Below are 25,911 nucleotides of genomic sequence, written 5' to 3'. Positions count from 1 at the left end.
CATGATGTTCACAACGAGATTGAGTCTGGCACTGCTTGTAATAAGCTTGACGAGAGATTTGCACTAACTGACAAAACTTCGTGACGGTCAACCCCGCTATGGTTTTCTCTTGGACAACGCATCTTTGTGCTTTTTTGTCACTCTAACGCCATAGTCACGCTCCATAACGTTCACTACAGCTTCAAAGAAGTCGGCTTTGAGCTGTGCATCTTCAAGTTGCTTCTCAAGCTCTTTAATACGTTGCTCAGGTGTGGGAGGTGAATTGAACTCAGCCATTGAGTCTCCTTTGGACATAAAGTTAGGTGTCCCTTTAGACCAATCTAGTCGACCATGTTTACGAAGCCAAACTAAAACCGTAGAACAACCTTGGATACCGTACTTCTCTTGAGCTTGTTTGTAAGTGAGGCTTCCTTTTTCAACCTCATCCACTACGGTGAGTTTAAAAGCGAGGGAATAATCGCGCTGAGTTCTTTTAGCTTTTGATTTCATAACACTCTCCAATTTTTGGGGTGGAAAGTGTCAACCTTATTTAGGACGGTACACGAGAGACAAAAAAGGCTTAGCACTTGCTAAGCCTTTTTTATTGCGTTCATTTTATTTGAAACATCAACGATTAGAATTCATCTAGATATTCGTCTAACAACGCTTCCTCTTCCGGATTCACTTCTTCTACCGTGTCGATTTCTGCTTTGAAGTTTTGACGCTGAATGTATACATCTCGAGTCAGTACATAAGGATCTGGAGAACTATCAAGCTGTGCTTCTTGCGGTACAAGCAACGCTCGTTTTTCCAAACCTTCTAATGCCCACTTCCCTAAACCAGCCCAAATATTCAAGTAAGATAATGGGAGATACATACCATCGACGGTATCTGTCACTTCACGCAGAGTATAAGGACCATAACCAGGTATCATAAAGTATGGGCCATTCCCTACGCCATAATGACCAACAGCACTGCTGAACTCTTTATTGTCATACTTGGAGATACCCGCCGCAGTTGCGATGTCAAATACACCGAGAATACCGAACGTTGAGTTAATCCAAAAACGGTTAAAGTGATCCACCGCTTTACTGCCGTTACCCATCAAAAGGTTGTTCACCATGCTTGATGGTTCATCAAGGTTTGACAAGAAATTGGCGATACCGGAACGAATAGGCACAGGTGTGTATTCAACGTACGCGATCGACACAGGACGAACCAAATACGGATCTAAGTACTCGTAGTTGATTTCCCACATCGTGCGGTTAAAGCCTTCTAACGGATCATACACATCAGAAGTCGTTTGATTTGTCTCTCCTTCACGTGTTACTGCCTCCTCAGGCGCACTCGAACAGCCAACAAGACCAAGTGCTAACAGTAACATTAGGTAGGATTTACCCTTGTTATACATTCTATGTTCCATAACGACTATTAATATACTTAAGTAACCTCATTTAAAAATGTATGACCAACGCCAAAAAGCAAATGCATGAACAACCAACAAGCTCAATGTTAGCGATAAATACATTTTAGAAGTCAATTGAGTATATAAACCAAGGCCAGCAAATGCTGGCCTTGGTCATTTTACTTGATAGTTTAGAGTCATACCACTAAATGGACCGACATTGACTAAGTGTCATATATCAGAGACAACAACTAACTATTGATACTGTTTATTGATGGTCACTGCAACCGGTTGACCGAATTCAACCACATCGCTTTCGCCATGCCAATCTTGGTCGCGCGTTGCAACGTTGCCATCAGAATCAGCACGTACACGCACGATAAGTTTTTCTAACGATGATAGTTTTTGCCCTTGCATCATCGCGTTACCGTCATCTAGCACCACTGTTCGTGGGAACGAACCAAGTGGATAGCGAGCGGCTGCAACCGGCATTGGTGAACCATCGGCACGATGAATTGAGACAATTAATACCGCGTTAGGATCAAGCTGCGCTTCAGGTGCGACATTAATCGTTACTGCTACGCTTTTATCCGGAGAAACCACTTCACCCATTTGTTTGCGTGCATGGTCGATACTGCGTGAAAGGCTTTCGTATCGGCTATCGTCAGGACCGATCATCTGCTGCATGATGCCCCAGTATTTAATTGCTGCTGGGTAATCTTTACGTTCAAATGCATCAAATGCGAGCAATGAGAACACGCGTAAATCCACGTAATCTTGTTGCATGAGCTTACCAAGTAAAGAACGAGCCGTTGCTTGGTCCATCTCGTCTTGAGAAAGCATTAACGCCTGAGCGTAACCTAACATGACGTCAGGATCTTTTGGCTCAAGAGCATACGACTTTTTCATAGAATCGATGGCTGTCGTCACATCGCGGTTCGCTAATGCAATACGACCGAGTAGCAACCAACCGGTTGAATCTTCTGGTTGATAATGCAGGCGCGTGCGCAGTGCCAACGTTAAATCAGCCATTTCATCATCGCTCAGAGGTTCAGAAGACGACGACATCAGCTTCTTAGAAAGCTCTGGCAAGTTAGACGTAACCTCTTGCCATTTCACAACATCTTGAGATGCGCCAAACTTGTAATAAAGCCCGTAACTTAACGCAACCGTAAGAATCACAGAAGGAATAAGCACTGCCATCGGCGAGACTTTGGTTTCCTGACTCATTTTCTGTGCAGGAATATCATCCAAAAGTGACTGCTTAAGATCAGAAATCAGATCTTCTTGACTCTCGACAAGACCTTCTTCTGTTTCTTCTTGAAGCTCAGAAAGACGATCTTTATAAAAAGCTTTGTTCAACTCATCACGTAAGATGTCGTCGTTGTTTGCTTTCTGCTTCAGAAGAGGCAGCGCAACTAACGCACAAGCAATCAACGTAAGAATAACGGTGGAAATCCAAAATAGAGTCATTACTTATTATCTCCGTTATTCTCTTCTTCAAGCAGCGCTTTTAAACGCGCTTCTTTTTGCTCGTCCCATTTCTCGTCGTTGTTTGCTGTGACTTTTGCTTTTGACTTTCGGCTACGAAGCACGATCAAACCAAAACCGCCCAAAACCACAGCCAGTGGACCAAGCCATAAAATCGCTGTCGACATAGTGAATGGCGGATTGTAAGTCACGAAGTTGCCGTAGCGCGCGATCATGTAATCGACGATCTCTTCTTTTGACTTGCCCTCTTTCGTCATTTCGTAGACCTTGTGGCGCAAGTCTTGAGCAAGTTCGGCATTCGAATCAGAGATGGTGTTGTTCTGACATTTAGGGCAGCGCAATGTGTGTCCTAGCTCTTTGAACTGTTGCTCCTGCTCTAAGTTGTCAAACTCATACACTTCAATTGCAGCATGTGCCGCCAACGAGAATGTTAGAGCTGCAAACACTGCTAAAATCACTTTTCTCATTGCTTCGCCTCCTCAACCAGCTGGTTGTACATCGGTGCTAACGTGTCAGCCCAATTTCGAGGGTTAACATCACCTACATGACGGTAACGAATGACACCATTCGCATCGATAATGAAGGTTTCTGGTGCGCCGTACACACCAAGATCCAGACCCAACATCCCGCTGCCATCGAACAGACTAATTAGGTATGGGTTACCTAAATCGTTCAACCAACCGATCGCTTTGTTTCGATCATCTTTGTAGTTCATACCGATGATCTTCACGCCTTTACCAGCAAGTTCGTTGAGATATTTATGCTCTGCGTAACAGGTAGGACACCATGTAGCCCACACATTTAACAGTAGAGGCTCACCTTTAAAAATCGACTGATCGTACTGTTTACCCGGTTCGGCCAAGTCTTCTAAGTGAAACTTAGGAACAGGTTTGCCAACTAAAACAGATTCCAACTTTGTGGGATCGTCCCCATCTTGGTTACGAACCAACTGTGTTGCGAAGATCCCAGCCAGAACTAAGAAAGCAACCAACGGGATAAACAAGATTTTCTTATTCATTTTATGCTACCTGCTCGTTTGACTTTGCGTTCTTTTTCGATGACTTACGGAAGCGGTAACGCTTATCAGAAATCGCTAGTGCGCCGCCTAATGCCATGATCAAAGAGCCAGCCCAGATCCAACGTACGAACGGTTTGTAGTAAATGCGCACCGCCCAAGAACGGTTGTCTTCCAAACGCTCACCCATCGCGATGTATAGGTCACGAGTGATGCCACGGTCAATGGCCGCTTCTGTCATCATCGACTTCGCGGTGCGGTAGAAACGCTTCTCGGCATGAAGTGTATTGATGTACTTACCATCGTGCGTGATTTCGAAATCAGCGATGTAACCATCGTAGTTCGGACCGTCTTTATCACGAAGACCTGAGAAGTAGAAATCATAACCTTCGATTTGGAAGTGTTCACCTGGCGCTAAACGCACATCACGCTCAATGCTGTAGTTTTGTACCATAGCGATACCAATGATCGTCACAGCAAGACCGATATGACCAAACATCATCGCCCAGTGGCTACGTGGAAGCTTACGAACACCTTCAGCAAAACTGTGACGGTGCGTCGCACGCTCATGCAATTCGAACGCATGCATTGCTACGATCCAAATCGACATAACCCAGCCGATGTACGCCATCACTGAGAAGAAATCAGCAAATAGGAATACACAAACCGCCGCCAACGCCAGAGACACAGAGCCCGACACAAGCATAGGCTTCACAATCGAAGATAACTGGTCACGCTTCCAACGGATAAGAGGACCGATACCTAGCAAGAAGGCAAACGGCATCATCAGCCATGCAAATAGCATATCGAAGAATGGGGCACCGATAGAAACCGAGCCCAAACCGAGCTGCTTGTGAACCAATGGCAACAACGTACCAACTAAGACAACCACAAGTGCAGCAATCAGCAAGACGTTATTGGCAAGAAGTGCATTTTCGCGCGACACTAAATCAAAGTTACCACGAACACGTACCGCCGCACCTTTCACCGCGAATAGCAGTAAAGAGCCACCGATAACGAAGACAAGGAAACCCAGGATAAACATACCGCGAGAAGGATCGGACGCGAACGCGTGTACTGACACCAAAATGCCCGAACGAACTAAAAAAGTACCTAACAAACTCAACGAGAATGCAGAGATCGCTAGCAATACTGTCCAAGCTTTAAATGTACCGCGTTTTTCCGTTACTGCTAGCGAGTGCATGAGTGCAGTGCCTGCTAGCCAAGGCATAAAGGATGCGTTTTCTACTGGATCCCAGAACCACCAGCCGCCCCAGCCAAGTTCGTAATAAGCCCACCAAGAACCTAGTGCGATACCCAAAGTTAGGAATACCCAAGCCGCCGTTGTCCAAGGACGAGACCAGCGCGCCCATGCTGTATCAAGACGACCTGTCATTAGAGAAGCAATCGCGAACGAAAACGCAACAGAGAAACCGACGTAACCCATGTACAGCATTGGTGGATGCACAATCAGCCCTGGGTCTTGCAGAAGCGGGTTCAAATCTCGACCATCAACAGGGAAGAACGGTAACGTACGTAGGAATGGGTTTGACGTTAAGATAATAAACAGTAGGAAACCTACTGAGATCATACCCATTACGGCAAGTACACGTGCAACCGACTCTTGTGGCATACCGCGGCTGAATGTAGCAACCGCGACAGTCCAACCTGCTTGGATAAGCACCCAAAGCAATAGGGAACCTTCGTGTGCACCCCATACCGCTGTCAAACGGTAGTACCAAGGCAGTTGGCTGTTTGAGTTACTTGCTACGTATTGCAGAGTGAAATCGTTAGTATAAAAACCCCAACACAAAATCACGAACGAGAAAAACAGCATGATGAACATCGACCAAGACAGCGGTCGAGCGGTATTCATCAGCATCGTATTATTGTTTGATGCGCCCCATAGCGGCAGTACAGAAAGCAGTACCGCCATCGCTAAAGATAAAATGAGGGCAAAATGGCCGATTTCAGCAATCATTCGCCGCTTCCTTGTTTTTGTTCACTGCTGTATTGCAATGGTTCATGCGTTTTCTTCATGGCTTCTGCAATTTCAGGCGGCATGTATTCTTCGTCGTGTTTAGCGAGAACTTCAAACGCTTCAACTGTCGTTGCGTCTTTTAGAACACCTTGCGCAACGATGCCCTGCCCTTCACGGAACAAATCAGGAAGAATACCTTCGTAAGTGATCGTTACTTTGGGACCCACATCATGCAGATCAAAGCTCACTTTAAGAGAGTTAGGATCACGACGAACCGAGCCTACAACCACCATACCACCAATACGAAGACGCTGACCAACCTCAGGTTTAGTACCATCTGGCTTACCGTTGACCAGTTCAGTTGGCGTGTAGAAAAGGTCCATATTTTGGTTAAGCGCATATAGCATTAAACCGATGGTGGCACTGATACCGATAAAGATCGCCAGAACAATACCTAGCCTCTTTTTACGTCTCGGGTTCATAAGGTGTTCTCCATATTCTTTGCTGCGTCAATACGCGCTTGACGGTCAATTTTCGCTTTCACTTCTTTCATTAATGCATCACCGCGACGTAGGCTGGTGATTAGAAGGATAAGCATCGATAAAAAAGTAATGCCGAACGCGCTCCATACGTATGACGCATAGCCACCCATGGCAAAAAAGTCGCTCAGAGATTCAAAGTGCATCGTTAATTACCTCACTGAGTTTTGTCTGTTGCGAGATCGCGAACCCAAGGGCGATGACTTTCTTTACTGATGATTTCGTTACGGAAACGCACCATAGTCACAGCACCAAAGAAGAACGCAAAACCAAAGATGTTCAACAACAGTGGCCAAAGCATGTCGGATGAAATTGAAGGTTGTTCGAATTTCGTAATTGTTGCGCCTTGGTGAAGCGTGTTCCACCACTCGACAGAGAAGTGGATGATTGGCAGGTTCACTACGCCAACAATAGCCAAAATACCCGCTGCTTTTGCAGCCGTTTTTTGGTCATCAAATGCGTGGTAAAGTGCTATCACACCAAGGTAAAGGAATAGAAGAATAAGTTCAGAAGTAAGACGAGCATCCCATACCCACCAAGTGCCCCACATCGGTTTGCCCCAAACGGCACCGGTCAGAAGAGCAATAAAGGTGAATACTGCGCCGATCGGTGCCATCGCAAGAGCTGCCATATCTGATAAGCGAACTTGCCAAACCAAACCGATAAAGGCAGCAATCGCCATCGACATGTACACGCCCATAGACCAAATAGCAGATGGAACATGAATATAAATAATTCGGAAACTGTCACCTTGTTGGTAATCAGAAGGCGCAAACGCCAGTCCCCAAACGGTACCTACCGCTAGGCATACGAGGGCCAATACAGAAAACCAAGGTAAGAACTTACCACTCAAACGGTAAGCTGCTTCTGGCTTGGCATAAGGATGTAGCCATTTCCACATGTTTAGTTCTCACTCTTACTTCAGGGACACTGTCTAAGGGGTCGAGACCGTAGCAGTGCTTTAATAATAATTCTTTGATCAAGCGTCGTGTTAATGACACTTTATTGAGTTAGTTAACACTAACTCGCAACGCGGCACTGATTGCAAATGGCGTGAGAGTTATCGCGCCCATTAACATTGCACCTAAAATCGCCAGTTGACCGTTATACGCCATACCTAACGCAGCAGCATCAATCGCCGATGTTGCGAAAATCAGAATTGGGATATAGAGCGGAAGAATAAGCAAACTCAAAAGAACGCCGCCCTTTTGTAACCCAACTGTCAGCGCCACACCAATAGCACCGATAAAACTCAGTGTCGGGGTGCCAATCATTAACGTGAGCACCACAGACAACCAAGTGTTGAAATCCAGAGAAAGTAATACTGCCAATAGCGGGCTGATCAAAATCAGCGGTAATCCCGTTAGCACCCAATGAGCTATGACCTTAGATATCACCACAAGTTGCAAGGGAATTGGCATGAGCATCATTTGCTCTAACGCACCATCTTGAAAATCATCACGAAATAGACGTTCTAATGATAATAATGCCGATAGCAATGCGGCAACCCAAACAATGCCCGCTGCAATACGTGCTAACAAATTAGGTTCAGGCCCAATACTCAATGGAAACAAAGTAATAACAATAATAAAGAACCAAAGCGGGTTCAAAATGTCGGCTTGGCGACGAAATGCAATCAAGAGTTCGCGGCGAATAATAGTTGTCATGGCCGAAATCATATCAATCACCCAATTTTATTTTTCTAAGTTTAGGGCTGTCAGCAAACATATCTTGGTGCGTCGTTAACATCACAATGCCACCGTTATCGGCATGCTGAGCAAACAGAGCTTCAAGCACTTTGACACCTTGTTTGTCGATTGCTGTTAGTGGTTCATCCAAAATCCACAAAATCTGCTTACTTAGCCAAAGTCTAGCCAAAGCAACGCGACGCTGCTGACCCGCAGAAAGTTGTGCTACAGGTACATCTTCTCGCCCCGCAAGCCCCACTTGGGTTAAAGCAGTAAAGATTTCTTCATCGGAAGTGCTGTTATTTTGAATAGATTGGTAAAAACGTAAGTTTTCAAATGCGGTGAGTTCGCGCTTTACGCCAGTTTGATGGCCGAGAAATAGCAAGTCTTGGTGGAAGACATCACGAGATTTTTCAACCTCTTCACCTTTCCACTTGATCATTCCTTCTTCTCTATCGCCTAACCCTGTAATAATGCGCAGTAGCGTCGTTTTACCTGTGCCATTACGCCCTTCGATCTGGACTAACTCACCAGGCTTAATTTCAAATTGCAGGTTTTCAAACAGGACCCTTTCATCACGGATCGCAGTCAGGTTAGACACTTCTAACATAGGGCTTCAACTTCATAAGGAACGAAGGGCTATATTAACACAGCTTACTTGTGACAAAACAGGATAAGAAAGCAGGGATGTATGTAAGTTCATGTATTTTTGTTAACTTACTGTCACACTTTGATAAAATTAACCATAAGTGGCTATAAGTTTTTATTTTAGATATAAAAAAAGAAGCCGAAGCTTCTTTTTATTCTCTTTATCGTCGACGCCCACGTGGTGGGTAATTCGAATCATCGGAAGGTTGACTGCTTAATGGCGGGATCTTCTCTTTTCCAGCCAGTTTTTTCTGCAAAGAGAGCATCAACTCTGCTTCTGCTTTTGGCAGTTCACACTCTTCGATTAGCTCGTTGATATCAGCCCCTAACTGCACCATTTTGGTTGCTCTACTGTATAAGCGACCATCAGTATCAGCGTGTTCTAGTTCGCGAATTCGCTCATTAAGATGTTGGATGATATCTTGCTGCTCAGTTACTTTTTGGCCAAGGCCAACTACAACCGAACGTACCTCTAGTAGCTGCTTGTTCAGCTTCTGCACTTCTTTATCCGCGTGTCGTGCCTGCGCTCGCTGTTGGTCCATTTGCTTTTGCAAACTAGCACGAATGCGCAGCTGCAACACAACCAACACCAATACAATAAACGCAACGCCACCCGCGAGGAATGGTACAGATAAAAAAGTATCTTCAGCCATCATCATTCAGCCAATTATAGGTGAGCCATCTCGTCCCATTCGTCGTCAGTTAGCAGCTTGTTCAAATCAACAAGGATCAGAAGCTTACCGTCACGGTTGCTTACACCTTGGATGAATTTCGCGCTTTCGTCTGTACCTACAGAAGGCGTAGTGTCGATCTCAGAAGAACGTAGGTAAACCACCTCAGCAACGCTATCTACCAAGATGCCGATAACTTGACGCTCTGATTCGATCACGATGATACGTGTGTTATCAGTTACTTCGCCTTCCATCAAACCGAAGCGTGAACGTGTATCGATAACCGTTACAACGTTACCACGTAGGTTGATGATACCTAGTACGTAATCTGGCGCACCTGGAACTGGAGCAATTTCAGTGTAACGAAGAACTTCACGAACTTGCATTACATTGATGCCGTACGTTTCTTCTTCTAGTTGGAACGTCACCCACTGAAGAACTTCGTCATTCGATGTATCTTTCTTCACTTCTACTTCAAAAGCTTGAGACATAGTTAATCCTCGTTAATGTCGTTCCCGACTTAAATCTAATTCAGTGATTTTACATCTAAACCGGCGTTTAGCATGTCTATAAGTGCTTGGACATGAATTAAAGCACACATTTTTTCTTTCACCATGCCCGCTAGCCAAGGGCGTTTACCCGCTTGTTCTCGCCAACGAACATTGTCGCCATTCAGGGTTTCAGTACCCAATAGTTGGTTACTGGCCAAACCCCACATGCTTTCACCAAGCATGACAACGTATTGGTAGTTATCTTTGTATTCATCCCCACGGAGTTTGTCTGCCATCACCCACTTTGCAGTGTCGACGACATCAAACTGCTGTTCGCGGTTCGTCTGTAAACCTAAGTACCAGGCTGGTCGACCAATAAGGTGGTTGAGCTCGGTAATGCGATGAATGCCACCCAATTCGTCGAGCGGTACGGCAAATGTCACTTCGTTGACATCAAAGTAAAGCACTTGAAAATCTTCACTTCTTTGCGTGCCTTCCCACGTATTGGGGATCGCCGGGCTCGCCTCGGTTTCCAGTTGCGTTTCGGTTTGCTGTTCTATCGCGATGTCTTGTTCTATCTCAGGAACAACTTCTACCGCTTCGACTTGAGCTACCTCAGTTTGAATTACTTCAGAAACAGGCTCTTCTATCACCCATTCTTGAATTTCTTCAACCACTTCTATTGGTGACTCAACAGCTACTTCAACGTCTGGTTGTATCGACTTTGCGTGAATCGCAATGTCGATGGTGTTCTGTTCCAAAATGTCGTCTATGTCTAACTCATCTACGACATTGGTCGATTCGAGTTGACTCAATAACCTTTGAACGTCTTCTAAATTCGGCGCTTCCAGTTGCGGTGCGTAGTTTTCGCGAAACTGGTAAAAGTCTGACTCTGCGTATTGCATCTGGAGCTCTGGCTCTGGCTCTGGCTCTGGCTCTGGCTCTGGCTCTGGCTCTGGCTCTGGCTCTGGCTCTGGCTCTGGCTCTGGCTCTGGCTCTGGCTCTGGCTCTGGCTCTGGCTCTGGCTCTGGCTCTGCAGAGGATAGCTCCTGAGCGAGCAAGTCAAGCTCATGTTCGAGATCAGTCACCTCAACTTCTTCACCGAGTAATGCACTGAAGTAATCATCAAGCGCCTGCTCGCTGGAAAGTACGCTGTTACTGCTCATCGAACGCTAACCTCTCCAAGTAAATCAATAGCTGTTTGTACGCAAACACACCACGGCTACCGGATGCAAAGTGCGACGCTGGTAAGTGTTTCAAACTTGCGTCTCGGAACTTGGTGTCAATCGGTACTGCGGAAGTCCACACTTGGTTCGGGTAGTCTTTTTTCAGTTGCGTCAAAGTCTGCAACGAAGCGCGAGTTCGCTTGTCGTACATGGTTGGTACGATGGTGACTTTGAACCCATCTGGACGTGATTTCTGCATGATCGTCAACGTACGAATCATACGTTCCAAGCCTTTCATCGCGAGGAACTCAGTCTGTACTGGGATCAAGATACGATCACTCGCCGCGAGTGCATTAACCATCATCACACCAAGGATTGGTGGACAATCGATCAACACGTAGTCGTAATCTTGCGAAACCGCTTGAAGTGCGCGCTTCAAAATCAACCCCATGCCACTGCGGTTACCCATTACGCGGTCTAGCGTAGCCAATGACATGTGCGCAGGAATGATGTCCATTCCTTCCAACTCGGTTTCTAAGATCAACGGCTTAACCGTATCGCGAGTGAACGTCTTTAGCTGAAACAGATCGAACAAGCTTGATGACACGGTATCTGAGTCGTAACCAAGATAAGTCGTCAGTGACGCATGAGGATCGGTGTCGACCATCAATACACGATGACCTTTCTGGCTCAACAAACCTGCTAGTGTCACTGTTGATGTGGTTTTACCTACCCCACCTTTTTGGTTAGCTACACTCCAAACGATCATGATTTATCCTACGCTAAACCCACTTCCACCAGCATGCGTTCTGCAATTCGGTCAAGAGGTAAATCTTCAGAAGAAATGCCCGCTTTAGCAACAGCTTGAGGCATACCGTAAACCACACAGCTTTCTTCGTCTTGTGCCCAAATGGTTGAGCCTGCCGATTTCAGCATACGTGCACCTTCTCGGCCATCTGCACCCATTCCGGTGAGCACCATAGAAAGCACTTTGTCGCCGTAAACTTTCGCCGCCGAGCCAAAGGTCACATCCACACACGGTTTGTAGTTCATGCGATCACCGCCATCAATGATGCGAAGGCGAGCAGCACCTGCACGACCATCAATCATCATTTGCTTGCCGCCTGGCGCTAGGTAAGCCACGCCAGCTTGTAACACATCACCGTCTTGTGCTTCTTTCACTTGAATCTTACACAACGTGTTCAATCGACTTGCAAATGCCGCCGTAAATGTCGCAGGCATATGCTGAATCAGCACGATTGGATGTGGGTAGTTCATCGGCAGACGAGTAAGAATTTTTTGTAAAGCAACTGGACCACCAGTGGATGTGCCAATCGCAGTTAACTGGTATTTCTTACCCGATGCGCGGAACTTGGTTGCTGCCGGTCGAGCCGGAGCCGATGCGGCAGGCGCAGCGGTTCTTGAAGCCAGTGGGCGCGCAGCACTAGTTGCAGCAGCTGGACGCGCTACAGGACGGCGCATGAAAGCACGCTTAGAGGCAATTTGAATGACACGTTGCTGAAGCAGCGAAACCGCTTCATCGCGGTTACGTGCAATATCTTCAAACTTCTTCGGTAAGAAGTCCAGAGCACCAGCGTCCAACGCATCAAGAGTTGCTTTCGCCCCATCATGAGTCAGGGACGAAAACATCAGAATTGGCGTTGGAGATGCGGCCATGATTTCACGCACAGCCGTAATGCCATCCATAACTGGCATTTCAATATCCATGGTGATGACGTCCGGCTTGAGAGCTTTGGCTTTTTCGACCGCTTCTCTGCCATTTACCGCAACGTCAATCACTTCTAGGCGCGATTCTGAGTTGATGATTTCGCTTACGCGACGACGGAAAAAACTCGAATCATCAACGACTAGTACTTTAATCGCCATTTTGTTCCTTTTCTTTACGTCAGCTTAGATGCGCGAAGCTGCTGCGTATTGCTTCAATAGATCTGGCACATCAAGAATCAATGCAATGTGACCATCACTGGTAATCGTCGCACCAGCCATACCAGGTGTACCTTGCAATAAGTTATCTAATGGCTTGATAACCACTTCTTCTTGACCGATAAGCGTGTCGACGACAAAACCAACGCGTTGGCTGCCGATCTGCACAATCACAACATGACCATGACCGATGCGTTGCTCCACGCGAGGAGACTTAGACGCCAACCAGTTTTGTAGGTAGAACAGTGGAATAGACTTATCGCGAACGATGATGGTTAACTGACCATCTACCACGTTGGTGCGGCTTAAATCTAAGTGGAAAATCTCGTTTACTGACGCAAGTGGTAGTGCAAACGGATGACCGCCAACACCCACCATTAAGGTCGGCAAAATCGCAAGAGTCAGTGGCACTTTGATGGTGATCTTTGTTCCCTTGCCAAGCTCTGAATCGATGTCGATTGAGCCATTTAGGGTGTTGATCGCCGTCTTAACTACGTCCATACCCACACCGCGGCCTGAAATATCAGAGATTTTCTCTTTACTTGAGAAGCCAGGGGCGAAGATAAGGTTAAAACACTCTTTATCCGATAAACGCGCTGCTGCATCTTCGTCCATCATGCCGCGTTTTACCGCAATGCCACGAAGTTTATTAGGATCCATACCGCCACCGTCATCAACGATAGCCAATTCGATATGGTCACCTTCTTGTGAAGCAGATAAGATGACTTTACCAGTGCGCGATTTACCCGCTTTTACGCGGTCTTCTGGCATTTCAATGCCGTGGTCAACCGAGTTGCGCACCAAGTGGATCAATGGATCCGCTAGCGCTTCTACTAGGTTTTTATCGAGATCGGTTTCTTCACCGCGCATTTCCAGCACGATGTCTTTATTTAGGTTACGCGCCAAGTCACGTACAACGCGAGGGAAACGGCCAAATACTTTCTTAATTGGCTGCATGCGCGTTTTCATTACTGCACCTTGAAGGTCTGCAGTAACAACGTCTAGGTTTGCCACAGCTTTCGACATTTCTTCATTGTCGCTGTTCAAACCAAGACTTAATAAGCGGTTACGCACCAACACGAGCTCACCCACCATGTTCATGATGGTATCTAGCGTTGAAGTATCAACACGTACCGTTGCTTCTGCTTGTGGCTTTTTCACCGCTGGTGCAGACGCTTTTGGCTCCTCTTTCACCGCCACAGGTTTTGCTGCTGGCTTAGGAGCAGAGGCTGGCGTTGAAACCGGAGCAGGCTGCGCAACAGGTGCTGGTTTTGGCGCTTCTGGTGCTAGAGCGGAAGCAGGCTTAGTTGCCATATCAAGCTCTTCAAGCGTTGGGCCTTTGCCCGCACCGTGTAGCTCGTCAAGCAGCTTCTCAAACTCTTCATCGGTCATCAGGTCGCTATCGCCTGAAGCAGCTGAAACCGCAGGAGCAACAGGTTCTGGTGCTTTAGGCGTCTCTACAGGAGCGGCTGTTGCAGCTGAAGGGCTCTGACCAACACCATGCAATTCATCGAGAAGACGTTCGAATTCGTCATCGGTGATATCGCCATTGTCCAGAACAGGCGCACTTGCTTGAACAGGTGCAGCCGCTGCTGGAGCTGGTGTCGATGCGCCTGGTGCAGCACCTTTACCGTGCAGCTCATCAAGAAGCTTTTCAAACTCGTCTTGAGTAATTTCGTCGACAGAACCTATAGAACCCGCCTCCGTTGTGTTGGCTGCAGGGGCAGCTGGCACTTCGTTAGCAGGTTCTGGGATAACTGGTTCTGGAGTAACGATAGGTTCTTCAACCACAGTAGCTACTTCGTCTTCAGACTCAGGCTTACATAGACGGTGCAGTTCATCCAGCAACGCAGGGTCTGCAGCTTCTAACGCTTCTCGATCTTGCACAGCTTGGAACTGGGTATTTACCGTATCCAACGCCTTCAACATGGTATCCATGAGGCTTGGCGTTACAGAACGTTGGCCATTTCGCAACACGTCGAACACGTTCTCTGCACCGTGGCAGGTGTCGACCAGTTCAGCTAAGGATAGGAAACCGGCACCACCTTTCACGGTATGGAAACCGCGGAAGATAGCATTAAGTAAGTCTTTGTCTTCTGGATTGTTTTCTAACTCAACCAGCTGCTCAGAAAGCAGCTCTAGGATTTCTCCGGCCTCAATTAGAAAGTCCTGAAGGATATCTTCGTCTAAATCGTAGCTCATACGTTACCTTTAAAATCCAAGACTGGACAACAAGTCATCGACTTCGTCCTGCGATGAAACCGCATCTTCTCTCAGTTCTGGATGAAGAATAGGGCCTTCGGCTTCGCTTGATTGTTTAATCTTTTTATCTGCCGGTTCTGACAAAACTTGAACCTGTTCTGCTGGTTTTTGGCCAGAGAATACGGTGAGGATTTCCACCAAACGGCCTTCTACTTCGTTTACCAGCGTGATTACGCGACGAATAATTTGACCCGTTAAGTCTTGGAAGTCTTGCGCCATAAGAATTTCGGTCAACTGACCGCGCAATTCAGTGCTATCACCTTCGACCTGAACAAGCAGTTTGTCGATACGGTGACACAGAGCTTTGAATTCGCTTAATTCAATGCGCCCGTACATGAGTTCATTCCATTGAGGACGAACTTGTTGAAGGCAATCATGCAGGTTATCGGCGATTGGAAGGCAGCAATCTACTGCATCCATCGTCTTGTTTGCTGCCAGTTCCGTTTTCTCGATCACATAGTGCAGACGATCCCGAGCATTCGGGATTTCATCTTTAGCTATTTCGGTCATGCGTTGATCGAGGTTGAACTGCTTTAGTGAATCATGAAGGTCTCGAGTCAGTGTTCCGATTTCTTGCAAAACCGGATTCTCTGTACCTTCATATAGCGAGGCAACAAGCATGTTCGCTTGATCTTGTTCCCCGTTTTCTAGCATTTGAACGAGCGACTTCGCCTGCTCTAGTGAGATCATTCTGAATAGACCCTTTTACGTTTAGTTCTTCTTATCACTTCGAAAACGTCAAACGAGTCATTTTATGTGTATGTATTATTTGGAATAAACGACTCGAATAACAAAGAGAAAGAGAGAGTTATAAACGTTCGAAAATTTTCTCTAATTTTTCTTTTAGTGTTGCAGCAGTAAATGGCTTAACAATGTAGCCGTTTACACCTGCTTGAGCAGCTTCGATGATCTGCTCACGCTTCGCTTCAGCCGTGATCATAAGTACAGGAAGGTGCTTAAGCTCTGCATCGGCACGGATGTGTTTAAGCAGATCGATACCTTGCATTCCTGGCATATTCCAGTCGGTTACAACAAAATCGAAGTCACCTTTTTTCAGCATTGGTAATGCAGTTAAACCGTCGTCGGCTTCTTGAGTGTTATTGAAACCCAAGTCACGAAGCAGGTTTTTAACAATACGGCGCATTGTTGAGAAATCGTCAACAATAAGGATCTTCATGTTTTTATTCAAAATTGCCTCCACTGAATCGTAAAATCAGTGTTTTTAGTCATTTTGTGTCCACGCACTGAGCTTGGTGCGTAAACGTTGCATCGCTTGGCTTAGTATTTGGCTTACACGAGATTCGCTTACACCTAATACATCACCAATTTCTTTCAAATTGAGTTCTTCATCATAATAAAGCGAAAGTACTAAAGCTTCACGCTCTGGAAGCTGTTTTATTGATTCAACCAGTGCTTTTCTGAACGATTCATCTGCTACACCCTTAAATGGGTTGCTGTCATCAGTTTCATCTGCTGGTGAAATCACATCATCAGAAACGCCTAAATCTTCAATACCAACTAATCTTGAGCAGTTTATATCGGTCAGAGCACTATGATATTGATCCAGTGACATCCCGAGATGTGCTGCTACTTCAGAATCTGTCGGATCACGATTTAACACGCCTTCCAGCTCTGCGACCGCTTGATTAATTTCGCGATTATTCTTATGAACAGAACGCGGTACCCAGTCACCTTTGCGCATGTCATCTAACATGGCGCCACGAATGCGGATACCAGCATAAGTTTCAAAGCTCGCACCTTTAGAACCATCATAATTCTGCTGAGCTTCGATAAGACCGATCATGCCGGCCTGAATTAAATCCTCTACCTGAACACTCGGCGGTAAACGGCCTAACAGGTGGTGAGCAATACGCTTAACCAACACAGAGTAGCGTTCAATGAACGCTTGCTGACTATTAAACTTGCCATGCTGGTCATAGGTTATCGCTTTATTCACCAAAAGGGTCCTCTGCGAATTCGGTACGATTTAGCAACCTTTCCACAAAAAATTCCAAGTGTCCACTTGGTGTTTTCGGCAGTGGCCACATCAGCGCTTTGTTTGCCAATGAGCTGATAGCTAAAGCCGCAGGAGAGCGAGGGAACGCATCAACGACAATTTTTTGTCTTTTTACGGCTTGTCGTACTTTATCATCTAATGGAATACATGCTACGAGCTCAAGGCTTACATTCAAGAACCGCTCTGTGACTAGCGTCAACTTTGCAAACAATTCTCGACCTTCTCGGTAGCTTCTGACCATATTTGCAACAACTTTAAAGCGTTGGACTTGGTGTTCTTTGCTCAAAAGCTTAATTAGTGCATAAGCATCAGTGATAGAAGTCGGTTCGTCACAGACTACTACAACTACATCTTGAGCTGCACGAGAAAAACTAATAACCATATCAGAAATGCCAGCTGCTGTATCAATTAGCAGGATGTCCATTTCATCTTCAAGACTACCAAATGCGCGGATGAGTCCAGCATGTTGAGCATGAGAAAGCTCTGTCATGCTTTGTGTGCCAGAAGTTGCAGGGATTATCTTTATACCATAAGGGCCTTCAACAATCGCATCTTTTAGCTCACATTCACCCGCTAGCACATGTCCCAGGTTACGTTTTGAACGAATTCCGAGCATTACGTCAACATTAGCCAGACCTAGGTCAGCGTCGAGAACCATCACCTTTTTGCCTTGGCGAGCCATGCAGATCGCCAGACCCAGCGTTACGTTAGATTTCCCCACACCACCTTTGCCGCCAGTAACAGCAATCACTTTTGTCAACGATGGTTGTGTTAAGCGACGGAGGCCGCTTGCTTGATCGTGTATCATATTCTCAGTCATAGTAGTCCGCCGCCCTAGAGTCCTTCGTTGTCACTGTTCCAAAAGTGAGGTTCGTTCTCTGTCGACTTCTCTAACAGTTCGTTTGCTTTCGCAAGCATGTATTTTGGTTGTGCTATCACAATGTCTTCAGGCACGCGCTGACCATTTGCTATGTAAGCCACTGGCATTGCGTTTTGAATCACCACACTAATGAATTCACCTAAACTTAATGACTCATCAAGCTTAGTGAGAATACAACCCGACAGCGGAATGCGTCGGAAGTGATCAAGAGTTTCTTGTAGAACTCGACGTTGTGCGGTAGCTGGCAAAACAAGGTAGCTATGAATCACTTCACCACTCTCTTGCATTAGGGTATCGAGCTGCTCGGAAAGCCTCACATCTCTTTGTCCCATCCCTGCCGTATCGACCAAAATCAGTCTTCTGTTTCTTAGCTGATATATAACATCGGCTAATTCGTTAGAATCTTTAGCAACTCTTACAGGACAACCCATAATTCTCCCGTAAATGGAGAGTTGCTCATGTGCACCTATGCGATATGTATCTGTTGTCACAAGGGCCACATTGTCGGCACCGTATTCCATGGCTGCGCGTGCAGCAAGCTTCGCGACAGTTGTCGTTTTTCCGACGCCTGTAGGGCCAAGCAATGCAACCACACCACCACGTTTTAAAATATCTTGCTTTGGTATGTTAATTTGATCCGCAACGAGTGACAGCAACGCCTTCCACGCACGTGCAGGCTTGGTGTCTTCTGGGATGTAACATGCCATTTGGTCTGCAAGCTCAGGAGACACGCCCATACGCTCTAAGCGTTTGATAAGCATGGCTCTTAATGGCTCACGACGTTCCACTTCTTGCCACATTAAGCCGGAGACTTGATGTTCCAGCAGACGACGAATCGAGGTCATCTCTTCGCGCATGTTCTCCAGCTCTTTTGCTGACTCGTCACGCTCTTCAGAGGATGGGCGACGACGGTCATAGCGCGTAGGATCTAACTTCGGCGTTGGTCGCTCAAAACGGTTATCTTGAGCAATCAATTTCGCCAAAGGAGAGTCCGGCTGGTATGGCACGGGCTTTTCTTGGTTGTAGCTTTCGCGGTGCTTATTTTGGCGTTGCAATAGGGCTGATAACGAATCTTCGTTTTCCGCAACATGATCGTCAGATTCTGCTACGCCACCACTGTATTGCTTCAGCATGTTCGCGAATCGCTGTGTCATCGAGCCTGATTTTTCTTTGCTGTTTTGTAGGCTAATTTTATCTTCATCTAAACTGCGATCTTGAAAACGATCGGCCGCTGATGACGACATTTGACGATGTTCGTTATAGCGATTCGATTTAGAAGCACCACGATTTGATTGCGAAGAAGCACTGGATGAAGACGGATTGGATTCATTATCCACTGCAGCAACAATCGCTACACCGCCTGCCACTTTCTTGTTTGACATGATCACCGCATCTGCACCCAACACCTCTTTCACTTGGAGCAGCGCTGATCGCATGTCTTTGGCAAAAAATCGCTTTATTTTCAAACTATGAATCCATTAATGATGCGTGAGATTAATTACCCACGGCTTGCACAATTCTGATCTGTTTTTCATCCGGTATTTCTTGATAAGACAGTACCCGGAGATTAGGTATTGTGTTCTTCACAAACTTAGCCAGTGTGGATCGCAACACGCCAGACGTAAGTAGAACGGCAGGTTCGCCCTTCAGCTCTTGCTCTTGCGTTGCATGGCTTAGTGAAGACTGCAAACGTTCAGCGAGTCCTGGCTCAATGCCAGCAGATTCGCCTCCCGAGGCTTGCATAGTTTGATGCAATATTTGTTCCAGCTCAGGAATCAAGGTAATCACAGGCAGTTCTGGCTCTATACCATTGATTTCCTGAACAATTAGGCGTTTCAGACTGATTCGAACCGCCGCTGTTAATATGTCAGGTTCTTGACTCTTACTTGAGTACTCAGCCAAGGTTTGTACGATGGTACGAATGTCGCGAATTGGAATGGCTTCATTCAACAAGTTCTGCAACACTTTCACCACCACACCTAATGGGAGTTGATCCGGTACGAAGTTCTCCACCAATTTCGGTGCGCTTCGGCCTAGCATCTCCAATAAATTTTGTACTTCTTCATGACCAATCAACTGCGATGCGTTGTTGGTTAATAACTGACTTAGATGCGTTGCCAATACCGTCGATGAATCCACCACGGTATAACCGAGAGCCTGAGCGTGCTCGCGCTGCTCTTCACGAATCCACACGGCTTCTAGGCCGAATGCCGGGTCCATGGTCGGTTCGCCATCAATCATGCCGTAAACCTGACCTGGGTTAATCGCCAATTCTTGGTCTGGGCGAATTTCCGCTTCACCCACAGCAACGCCCATCAGGGTAATTCTGTAGCTGTTTGGCGTCAGCTCAAGGTTGTCACGAATGTGTACTGCTGGGATCAAGAAACCAAAATCTTGTGAGAGCTTTTTACGAACGCCTTTCACGCGCTCTAATAACTCTCCGCCTTGGTCACGATCCACCAGCGGGATTAATCGATACCCCACTTCTAAACCAATAATATCAACAGGTTGAACGTCATCCCATGACAACTCACGTTGAGAAATCGGCTCGCTGCCATCTTCTGCTTTCGCAGGTAATGCTGGTTCTTTTGCTTTTTGCTTCTGACGCTTGTCAATTAAGTAAGCACCCGTGCCAGCAGCAACGGCCAACGTTAAGAAAGCAAAATGCGGCATACCCGGTACGATACCCATCACGCCCAAAATTGCCGCCGTGATCATCAACGCTTTCGGGTTGTCGAACATTTGGAAAACCAACTGCTCGCCCATGTCTTCATCGGTGTTTTGGCGCGTTACCATCATCGCCGCTGCAATCGACAGCAATAGCGATGGAATTTGAGCAACCAGACCATCACCAATCGTTAGCAAGGTATAGATTTGGATCGCTTCACCAAAGCCTAACCCGTACTGCGCCATACCAATCGACAGACCGCCGATGATGTTGATAAACAGAATCAAAATACCGGCTATCGCATCGCCTTTTACAAACTTAGACGCACCATCCATTGAGCCGTAGAAATCTGCCTCTTTGGTCACTTCAAAACGACGCACGCGCGCTTGCTCTTGGTCGATAAGGCCTGCGTTTAAGTCCGCATCAATCGCCATCTGTTTACCAGGCAACGCATCAAGGGTGAAACGAGCGCTCACCTCCGAAATACGCCCCGCACCTTTGGTCACAACCATAAAGTTAATGATCATCAAGATGAGGAAGACGACCAAACCGACTGCGTAGTTACCGCCAATTACAACGTTACCAAACGCCTCGATAACATTACCTGCCGCATTGCCCCCTTCATGACCATGAAGTAACACGACACGGGTAGACGCAACGTTCAGCGCCAAACGCAACAACGTTGCGATCAGCAGCACCGTTGGGAACGCGGCGAAATCTAACGGACGGCGTGTGTATACCGTCACCAACAACACCACCATGGCTAAGGCGATGTTAAAGGTGAAGAACATATCCAGTAGGAACGCGGGTATCGGTAATACCACCATCGCAAGGGTGGCCAAAACCATGACAGGCGCGCCAATAGCTGGCATCTCACGCTGACGAATTCGTGGCAATTTATCTGCAAACGGCAGGCTTAACTTCATACTGCGAGGTATCTCAATCGAATTGAAGCGTCACGCGAATACGCACTTTAATACGTATGTCTAATGTTTATACGCGACCACTTTCGCCTAAAAGTTTAGGTATAGTTGATAATTAGTCGACTTAAGCAATCTATGTACCAAAATCAACGCCAAAATAATGACTCAAAGCTAAATAACAGCACAATCCATTGATTGTTTTATATTTTTCTTAATTTTGCTTTTTGCACGATTAATGACGATGTTCCGGCGGGATTGGCAAGTCATAATCTTGAATTTTCGGTCGCTGACCACCACGTTTGCGGTACTGTTTTAACTGGAACACAAACGCCAGCACTTGCGCGACCGCGGTAAACAGACCGTCAGGAATTTCTTGTTCCAACTCAGTGGTATGGTAAAGCGCACGTGCAAGTGGCGGAGCAGGCACAATCGTAATGTCGTGCTCACGCGCCACTTCTCGAATTTTCATCGCCATGTGATCCGTACCTTTCGCAATCACGACTGGCGCACGATCTGTTTTCTGCTTATAACGCAGCGCCACTGAATAGTGCTCCGGGTTGGTGACGATAACGTCAGCTTGAGGCACATCGGCCATCATCCGGCGTTGTGCCGCTTCCCTTTGCAGCATACGAATACGACCTTTCACCTCTGGCTTACCTTCGGTTTCTTTGTATTCGTCTTTCACTTCTTGCTTGGTCATCTTCAACTGATCGGCGTGCTGCCAAATCTGGAACGGTATATCGATGGCCACAACAATCAATAACGAGCAGCTGATCAACAAGATGAAGTTGAGCAAAATATCCAGCGCGTGGAAAATATTCTGCGGATAAACATCCATGCTAAGTTGGATCAAATCCGCTTGCGATGCTTGGATCAAATACATGGCAACGCCTGTCACCAACACCACTTTCAAGATCGATTTGATCAGTTCAACCCAACTTTGCATGCCCACCATGCGTTTTAAACCGCTCAGAGGGTTCATTTTGGACAGCTTAGGCATTGCCGCTTCGGCAGAAAAGCTAATGCCCCCAACCCCTGCAGCACCAATCGTCGCCGCCACAAACAACGTGATAAGGATGAGAAACAGTGGAAAAAGCAAATCTGTCATTGCGCCTAATGCGATATCAAACAGCTTTGTGGTATCAAAGATTTCGTCGCGTTTGAGGTCGAACAAACGACTCATAATGGAAAACAGCGAACGTGCGAGTGACTCGCCAAACCACATCAGAGCGATAGCACCCACAATCAGCACTGACGCCGATGCGAGCTCTTTTGAGCGTGCGACCTGCCCCTTTTCTCTGGCTTGTTGTAACCGTCGGGGCGTGGCTTCTTCGGTGCGTTCCTGACCGTCTGACTCTGCCAAACCAGCCTCCTAACAATCCAAGCGAATGAGGCTACAAATCTGCTCCTCACCTAATGCCCAGTACAATTCATAATGACTGTATAGACCAGCCAAGATGTACCAGCAAATCAATAGACCCACCATCAATGCAAACGCAAAGCCGAGCGAGAAAATGTTCAGCTGAGGCGCGGCACGCGTCATTACACCAAACGACAAGTTGATAGTAAGCAGCGCGATGATGCCTGATAGCGACATACTCAGAGCAGTTTTGAACATAATGCCAAGCCAACCCGCCATATCACGAAAATCCACCGCGGTAAGCGTGCCCGACCCTATCGGTAGGGTTTTAAAGCTGAACACCACCAGTTGCAGCATTTTTAAGTGACCATCGGTTGCGAGGAAAAACATGGTGGTCAAGAACATGAATAATTGACCAAGCAATGGCGTGTTCTGACCATTGGCAGGATCGACCATCGACGCAAAACCCAAGCTCGATTGCATACCAAGGATTTGCCCGAGCAACACAAACGTTTGGATCATAAATTGCGTCACCATGCCCATCGCGACGCCAATGATCATCTGCTCTGCGATGGTCATAAAACCACGAAATGAGAGCAGTTGAATGTCTTGCGGAACGGCAGGAATAGCGGGCATCACGGCAAAAGTAATCGCAAGGCCGAGATACAAACGAATACGAGGAGAAACAAAGCGAGCGCCAGTAACGGTCATCACCATCAACATAGACGAGATACGAACGTACGGCCAAAAATAATTGGCTATCCAGTCTAAGATGATTTGAGTGGGATACTCCATACCAGCCTCTAGTACAGAACCTGAGGCAAGCGCTCAATCAAGCCGAAGAAATATTCCATCAGCATTTGCGTCATCCAGTGACCAAACAGCATCAAAGCTAACAAAGTCACGATCAAACGAGGTAAGAAGCTTAATGTCTGTTCGTTAATTGACGTCGCGGCTTGAAAAATCGCCACGACCAAACCGATGAGCAAACTGGGGATAATAATGGCACAGACCATGATCAACACCATCCACAGTGCTTCACGGAAAAGCTCGACAAACATTTCAGGAGTCATGTCTTACCTCTTTTCTCTGTGCCAATCTAAAGGGCAAAACTGCCGGCTAAGGTCGACAATATCAAGTTCCAACCATCCACCAACACAAACAGCATTAACTTAAACGGCAGCGATACAATCATTGGCGATAGCATCATCATACCCATGGCCATCAAAACCGATGCCACCACCAAGTCGATGATCAAGAACGGCAGAAACAACATGAAACCGATTTGGAAGGCCGTTTTCAGCTCCGAGGTGATAAAAGCGGGAATCAACACCGCCATCGACACATCTTCTGGATTGGTTACTTGCTCGCCCGACATATTTACGAAGGTTTCCAAATCCTTAATACGCGTTTGCTTAAGCATGAAGGCCTTCATCGGCACTTGCGCTGCATCGAATGCTTCGCGCGCTGTCACTTGTTCGTTGAGGTATGGCTGGATAGCCGTGTCATTGATTTCGTTGAGCACAGGAGACATGACAAAGAAGGTCAAGAAAAGCGCGATGCCAATGATCACCTGATTCGATGGTGTTTGTTGTAAGCCCATCGCCTGACGCAGAATCGACATTACCACCACAATTCGGGTGAAAGACGTCATCAAAATCACCATTGCTGGCAAGAAGCCCAGCATGGTCATTAAGGCGAGAATTTGCAACGTAACAGAATAGTCTTCACTGCCATCCGGATTGGTGGTCATGGTGAAAGCTGGAATACCAGCACCGTTGCCAACCGACATAGAGCGACTTGCTCCGGTATCGCTTTGCATGGCCTGAACCGTCACACTGCTCCCTTCTGCTAAATTCGCAGGCAGCGGTGATTCCTCTGCCTCAGCAAACGAAAATGAAGAAAACAGCACGCCAACCAGTAGCACCAAAGTGCTAAAAAGCAGACAGATTGGATTACCCTTTGTCATTTTTCTTGATCAGTTGGCTGAACTGACTGGCAAAAGCATTGGTCGCCAACTCTTCCTCTTTCAATGGCTTTTCTAGCTTGGCTAAGGTTTGGATCGATTGACTGGTGATGCCCACCAAAAACTGCTCTTCTCCAACCTGAACCACGGCGATTCGCTCTTTGGTGCCGACAGGTAATTGGCTCACGATGCGTAAACCTTTTTGCTGCCCTAACGCCGGCACTTGCATGCGTTTAAGCAACCATGCCAACAGCAAAATGACACCAATAACCAGCACAAGTGAACCCAAGGTGGTCGCTAAATCGAGATTACTGGGTGCAGCCGCAAATGCATAAGGAGCACTCAGCATTAAACCGAGTGCTCCTGTGATTTGCTTCAATCTCTTTGTGATTGAACTTGTCATATTAACGCAGCTTTTTGATGCGTTCAGTTTGGCTGATCACATCAGTCAAACGGATACCAAACTTGTCGTTCACCACCACGACTTCGCCGTGCGCAATCAACGTACCGTTCACCAAGACATCAAGCGATTCACCCGCTAGGCGGTCTAGCTCTACGACCGAACCTTGGTTCAATTGCAATAGGTTACGAATGCTGATTTGCGAACGTCCCACTTCCATCGAGATGGTAACGGGAATGTCCATGATGGTATCGAGTTTACGACGTTCATCGTCGGTAATTGGTCGAGAAGTATCTTTCAGCTCTTCCAGTGGCGCTGCCAATACTTCATCTACATCAATAGAAGGTGCAGACGGGTCTTCGCCAAGAGCGGCTGCCCATTCGTCTGCTAGCTTTTGATCGTCACTTGGTTCCATTT

Annotated in this window: 28 protein-coding genes and 1 pseudogene; all 29 read right to left on the bottom strand. The window is 46.7% G+C overall.

Annotated features, from left to right (window positions below):
* Positions 1 to 489 (bottom strand): annotated as a pseudogene (locus ACF8EG_RS18000) (IS3 family transposase); the annotation flags it as partial.
* 124 nt (positions 490 to 613) lie between these two features.
* The gene (locus tag ACF8EG_RS17995) at positions 614 to 1,390 is read right to left on the bottom strand and encodes a VacJ family lipoprotein (RefSeq protein ID WP_079858962.1); all 777 of its coding nucleotides are present in this window, start codon (positions 1,388 to 1,390) and stop codon (positions 614 to 616) included.
* 249 nt (positions 1,391 to 1,639) lie between these two features.
* Positions 1,640 to 2,857 carry a c-type cytochrome biogenesis protein CcmI gene (gene ccmI / locus ACF8EG_RS17990; RefSeq protein ID WP_025631554.1) on the bottom strand — a complete coding sequence of 406 codons (1,218 nt, stop codon included), beginning with the start codon at positions 2,855 to 2,857 and terminating at the stop codon, positions 1,640 to 1,642.
* Positions 2,857 to 3,342, bottom strand: a complete 486-nt coding sequence (locus ACF8EG_RS17985; RefSeq protein WP_005457737.1) for a cytochrome c-type biogenesis protein — start codon at positions 3,340 to 3,342, stop codon at positions 2,857 to 2,859. The genes ccmI and ACF8EG_RS17985 overlap by 1 nt, the downstream gene beginning before the upstream one ends.
* A complete protein-coding gene (locus tag ACF8EG_RS17980) occupies positions 3,339 to 3,893 on the bottom strand; it encodes a DsbE family thiol:disulfide interchange protein (protein ID WP_005457723.1) in 555 nt (184 codons plus the stop codon). The genes ACF8EG_RS17985 and ACF8EG_RS17980 overlap by 4 nt, the downstream gene beginning before the upstream one ends.
* Before the next feature lies 1 nt (position 3,894).
* Positions 3,895 to 5,871: a heme lyase CcmF/NrfE family subunit gene (locus ACF8EG_RS17975; RefSeq protein WP_053339634.1), complete on the bottom strand. Its 1,977-nt coding sequence runs from the start codon at positions 5,869 to 5,871 to the stop codon at positions 3,895 to 3,897.
* Positions 5,868 to 6,353: a cytochrome c maturation protein CcmE gene (ccmE, locus tag ACF8EG_RS17970; RefSeq protein ID WP_005457727.1), complete on the bottom strand. Its 486-nt coding sequence runs from the start codon at positions 6,351 to 6,353 to the stop codon at positions 5,868 to 5,870. The genes ACF8EG_RS17975 and ccmE overlap by 4 nt, the downstream gene beginning before the upstream one ends.
* On the bottom strand, positions 6,350 to 6,556 hold the full coding sequence (gene ccmD / locus ACF8EG_RS17965) for a heme exporter protein CcmD (protein ID WP_005457743.1): 207 nt from the start codon (positions 6,554 to 6,556) through the stop codon (positions 6,350 to 6,352). Before ccmD ends, ccmE begins: the two co-directional genes overlap by 4 nt.
* Before the next feature lie 11 nt (positions 6,557 to 6,567).
* Positions 6,568 to 7,311, bottom strand: a complete 744-nt coding sequence (locus tag ACF8EG_RS17960) for a heme ABC transporter permease (RefSeq protein ID WP_005457654.1) — start codon at positions 7,309 to 7,311, stop codon at positions 6,568 to 6,570.
* Between the two features lie 109 nt (positions 7,312 to 7,420).
* Positions 7,421 to 8,089, bottom strand: coding sequence for a heme exporter protein CcmB (gene ccmB / locus ACF8EG_RS17955; protein WP_005457672.1), 669 nt, complete (start codon positions 8,087 to 8,089; stop codon positions 7,421 to 7,423).
* A gap of 1 nt (position 8,090) precedes the next feature.
* Complete coding sequence (ccmA, locus tag ACF8EG_RS17950) at positions 8,091 to 8,708, bottom strand: cytochrome c biogenesis heme-transporting ATPase CcmA (RefSeq protein ID WP_005457758.1); 618 nt, start codon at positions 8,706 to 8,708, stop codon at positions 8,091 to 8,093.
* Between the two features lie 199 nt (positions 8,709 to 8,907).
* Entirely contained in the window at positions 8,908 to 9,399 is a 492-nt protein-coding gene (locus ACF8EG_RS17945; protein ID WP_021449899.1) for a DUF2802 domain-containing protein, read from the bottom strand.
* Between the two features lie 14 nt (positions 9,400 to 9,413).
* Positions 9,414 to 9,908 carry a chemotaxis protein CheW gene (locus ACF8EG_RS17940; protein WP_005438733.1) on the bottom strand — a complete coding sequence of 165 codons (495 nt, stop codon included), beginning with the start codon at positions 9,906 to 9,908 and terminating at the stop codon, positions 9,414 to 9,416.
* 35 nt (positions 9,909 to 9,943) lie between these two features.
* Positions 9,944 to 11,074 (bottom strand): chemotaxis protein CheW, encoded by a 1,131-nt coding sequence (locus tag ACF8EG_RS17935; protein WP_392419671.1) that lies wholly within the window; start codon positions 11,072 to 11,074, stop codon positions 9,944 to 9,946.
* Positions 11,064 to 11,843, bottom strand: a complete 780-nt coding sequence (locus ACF8EG_RS17930) for a ParA family protein (RefSeq protein WP_005479466.1) — start codon at positions 11,841 to 11,843, stop codon at positions 11,064 to 11,066. Before ACF8EG_RS17930 ends, ACF8EG_RS17935 begins: the two co-directional genes overlap by 11 nt.
* An 8-nt stretch (positions 11,844 to 11,851) precedes the next feature.
* The gene (locus ACF8EG_RS17925; RefSeq protein WP_017447791.1) at positions 11,852 to 12,961 is read right to left on the bottom strand and encodes a chemotaxis response regulator protein-glutamate methylesterase; all 1,110 of its coding nucleotides are present in this window, start codon (positions 12,959 to 12,961) and stop codon (positions 11,852 to 11,854) included.
* A 24-nt stretch (positions 12,962 to 12,985) separates the two neighbouring features.
* Complete coding sequence (locus ACF8EG_RS17920) at positions 12,986 to 15,220, bottom strand: chemotaxis protein CheA (RefSeq protein WP_025794267.1); 2,235 nt, start codon at positions 15,218 to 15,220, stop codon at positions 12,986 to 12,988.
* Positions 15,221 to 15,229: 9 nt separating this feature from the next.
* On the bottom strand, positions 15,230 to 15,970 hold the full coding sequence (locus tag ACF8EG_RS17915; RefSeq protein WP_005457755.1) for a protein phosphatase CheZ: 741 nt from the start codon (positions 15,968 to 15,970) through the stop codon (positions 15,230 to 15,232).
* Positions 15,971 to 16,088: 118 nt separating this feature from the next.
* Positions 16,089 to 16,457 (bottom strand): chemotaxis response regulator CheY, encoded by a 369-nt coding sequence (cheY, locus tag ACF8EG_RS17910; protein ID WP_021451399.1) that lies wholly within the window; start codon positions 16,455 to 16,457, stop codon positions 16,089 to 16,091.
* A gap of 45 nt (positions 16,458 to 16,502) precedes the next feature.
* Entirely contained in the window at positions 16,503 to 17,237 is a 735-nt protein-coding gene (locus ACF8EG_RS17905) for an RNA polymerase sigma factor FliA (RefSeq protein WP_005457739.1), read from the bottom strand.
* Positions 17,230 to 18,117, bottom strand: a complete 888-nt coding sequence (locus ACF8EG_RS17900) for a MinD/ParA family protein (protein ID WP_005457698.1) — start codon at positions 18,115 to 18,117, stop codon at positions 17,230 to 17,232. Before ACF8EG_RS17900 ends, ACF8EG_RS17905 begins: the two co-directional genes overlap by 8 nt.
* A 14-nt stretch (positions 18,118 to 18,131) precedes the next feature.
* Positions 18,132 to 19,643 (bottom strand): flagellar biosynthesis protein FlhF, encoded by a 1,512-nt coding sequence (gene flhF / locus ACF8EG_RS17895; protein WP_069507025.1) that lies wholly within the window; start codon positions 19,641 to 19,643, stop codon positions 18,132 to 18,134.
* 28 nt (positions 19,644 to 19,671) lie between these two features.
* Positions 19,672 to 21,771, bottom strand: coding sequence for a flagellar biosynthesis protein FlhA (flhA, locus tag ACF8EG_RS17890; RefSeq protein WP_005494370.1), 2,100 nt, complete (start codon positions 21,769 to 21,771; stop codon positions 19,672 to 19,674).
* Between the two features lie 229 nt (positions 21,772 to 22,000).
* On the bottom strand, positions 22,001 to 23,131 hold the full coding sequence (gene flhB / locus ACF8EG_RS17885) for a flagellar biosynthesis protein FlhB (protein WP_005457645.1): 1,131 nt from the start codon (positions 23,129 to 23,131) through the stop codon (positions 22,001 to 22,003).
* 9 nt (positions 23,132 to 23,140) lie between these two features.
* Positions 23,141 to 23,923 (bottom strand): flagellar biosynthetic protein FliR, encoded by a 783-nt coding sequence (gene fliR, locus ACF8EG_RS17880; RefSeq protein ID WP_005481059.1) that lies wholly within the window; start codon positions 23,921 to 23,923, stop codon positions 23,141 to 23,143.
* A gap of 8 nt (positions 23,924 to 23,931) precedes the next feature.
* A complete protein-coding gene (gene fliQ / locus ACF8EG_RS17875; RefSeq protein WP_005457784.1) occupies positions 23,932 to 24,201 on the bottom strand; it encodes a flagellar biosynthesis protein FliQ in 270 nt (89 codons plus the stop codon).
* Positions 24,202 to 24,227: 26 nt separating this feature from the next.
* A complete protein-coding gene (fliP, locus tag ACF8EG_RS17870) occupies positions 24,228 to 25,097 on the bottom strand; it encodes a flagellar type III secretion system pore protein FliP (protein WP_069507027.1) in 870 nt (289 codons plus the stop codon).
* The gene (gene fliO / locus ACF8EG_RS17865) at positions 25,084 to 25,497 is read right to left on the bottom strand and encodes a flagellar biosynthetic protein FliO (RefSeq protein ID WP_005457659.1); all 414 of its coding nucleotides are present in this window, start codon (positions 25,495 to 25,497) and stop codon (positions 25,084 to 25,086) included. The genes fliP and fliO overlap by 14 nt, the downstream gene beginning before the upstream one ends.
* A gap of 1 nt (position 25,498) precedes the next feature.
* Positions 25,499 to 25,909, bottom strand: coding sequence for a flagellar motor switch protein FliN (fliN, locus tag ACF8EG_RS17860; RefSeq protein ID WP_005457660.1), 411 nt, complete (start codon positions 25,907 to 25,909; stop codon positions 25,499 to 25,501).
* Positions 25,910 to 25,911: the final 2 nt, after the last annotated feature.

This window comes from Vibrio sp. YQ_11, from assembly GCF_043103065.1.
GTDB classification, from domain to species: domain Bacteria; phylum Pseudomonadota; class Gammaproteobacteria; order Enterobacterales; family Vibrionaceae; genus Vibrio; species Vibrio parahaemolyticus.
The sequence above is the reverse complement of the archived record's forward strand: the minus strand, read 5'-3'. Positions and strand labels throughout refer to the sequence as shown.

What these genes read in the sequence shown, in the direction of transcription:
- ACF8EG_RS17995 (WP_079858962.1), bottom strand. Translation starts at nt 1,390, where the DNA reads ATGTATAACAAGGGTAAATCCTACCTAATGTTACTGTTAGCACTTGGT.
- ccmI (WP_025631554.1), bottom strand. Translation starts at nt 2,857, where the DNA reads ATGACTCTATTTTGGATTTCCACCGTTATTCTTACGTTGATTGCTTGT.
- ACF8EG_RS17985 (WP_005457737.1), bottom strand. Translation starts at nt 3,342, where the DNA reads ATGAGAAAAGTGATTTTAGCAGTGTTTGCAGCTCTAACATTCTCGTTG.
- ACF8EG_RS17980 (WP_005457723.1), bottom strand. Translation starts at nt 3,893, where the DNA reads ATGAATAAGAAAATCTTGTTTATCCCGTTGGTTGCTTTCTTAGTTCTG.
- ACF8EG_RS17975 (WP_053339634.1), bottom strand. Translation starts at nt 5,871, where the DNA reads ATGATTGCTGAAATCGGCCATTTTGCCCTCATTTTATCTTTAGCGATG.
- ccmE (WP_005457727.1), bottom strand. Translation starts at nt 6,353, where the DNA reads ATGAACCCGAGACGTAAAAAGAGGCTAGGTATTGTTCTGGCGATCTTT.
- ccmD (WP_005457743.1), bottom strand. Translation starts at nt 6,556, where the DNA reads ATGCACTTTGAATCTCTGAGCGACTTTTTTGCCATGGGTGGCTATGCG.
- ACF8EG_RS17960 (WP_005457654.1), bottom strand. Translation starts at nt 7,311, where the DNA reads ATGTGGAAATGGCTACATCCTTATGCCAAGCCAGAAGCAGCTTACCGT.
- ccmB (WP_005457672.1), bottom strand. Translation starts at nt 8,089, where the DNA reads ATGATTTCGGCCATGACAACTATTATTCGCCGCGAACTCTTGATTGCA.
- ccmA (WP_005457758.1), bottom strand. Translation starts at nt 8,708, where the DNA reads ATGTTAGAAGTGTCTAACCTGACTGCGATCCGTGATGAAAGGGTCCTG.
- ACF8EG_RS17945 (WP_021449899.1), bottom strand. Translation starts at nt 9,399, where the DNA reads ATGGCTGAAGATACTTTTTTATCTGTACCATTCCTCGCGGGTGGCGTT.
- ACF8EG_RS17940 (WP_005438733.1), bottom strand. Translation starts at nt 9,908, where the DNA reads ATGTCTCAAGCTTTTGAAGTAGAAGTGAAGAAAGATACATCGAATGAC.
- ACF8EG_RS17935 (WP_392419671.1), bottom strand. Translation starts at nt 11,074, where the DNA reads ATGAGCAGTAACAGCGTACTTTCCAGCGAGCAGGCGCTTGATGATTAC.
- ACF8EG_RS17930 (WP_005479466.1), bottom strand. Translation starts at nt 11,843, where the DNA reads ATGATCGTTTGGAGTGTAGCTAACCAAAAAGGTGGGGTAGGTAAAACC.
- ACF8EG_RS17925 (WP_017447791.1), bottom strand. Translation starts at nt 12,961, where the DNA reads ATGGCGATTAAAGTACTAGTCGTTGATGATTCGAGTTTTTTCCGTCGT.
- ACF8EG_RS17920 (WP_025794267.1), bottom strand. Translation starts at nt 15,220, where the DNA reads ATGAGCTACGATTTAGACGAAGATATCCTTCAGGACTTTCTAATTGAG.
- ACF8EG_RS17915 (WP_005457755.1), bottom strand. Translation starts at nt 15,970, where the DNA reads ATGATCTCACTAGAGCAGGCGAAGTCGCTCGTTCAAATGCTAGAAAAC.
- cheY (WP_021451399.1), bottom strand. Translation starts at nt 16,457, where the DNA reads ATGAAGATCCTTATTGTTGACGATTTCTCAACAATGCGCCGTATTGTT.
- ACF8EG_RS17900 (WP_005457698.1), bottom strand. Translation starts at nt 18,117, where the DNA reads ATGACTGAGAATATGATACACGATCAAGCAAGCGGCCTCCGTCGCTTA.
- flhA (WP_005494370.1), bottom strand. Translation starts at nt 21,771, where the DNA reads ATGAAGTTAAGCCTGCCGTTTGCAGATAAATTGCCACGAATTCGTCAG.
- fliR (WP_005481059.1), bottom strand. Translation starts at nt 23,923, where the DNA reads ATGGAGTATCCCACTCAAATCATCTTAGACTGGATAGCCAATTATTTT.
- fliQ (WP_005457784.1), bottom strand. Translation starts at nt 24,201, where the DNA reads ATGACTCCTGAAATGTTTGTCGAGCTTTTCCGTGAAGCACTGTGGATG.
- fliP (WP_069507027.1), bottom strand. Translation starts at nt 25,097, where the DNA reads ATGACAAAGGGTAATCCAATCTGTCTGCTTTTTAGCACTTTGGTGCTA.
- fliO (WP_005457659.1), bottom strand. Translation starts at nt 25,497, where the DNA reads ATGACAAGTTCAATCACAAAGAGATTGAAGCAAATCACAGGAGCACTC.
- fliN (WP_005457660.1), bottom strand. Translation starts at nt 25,909, where the DNA reads ATGGAACCAAGTGACGATCAAAAGCTAGCAGACGAATGGGCAGCCGCT.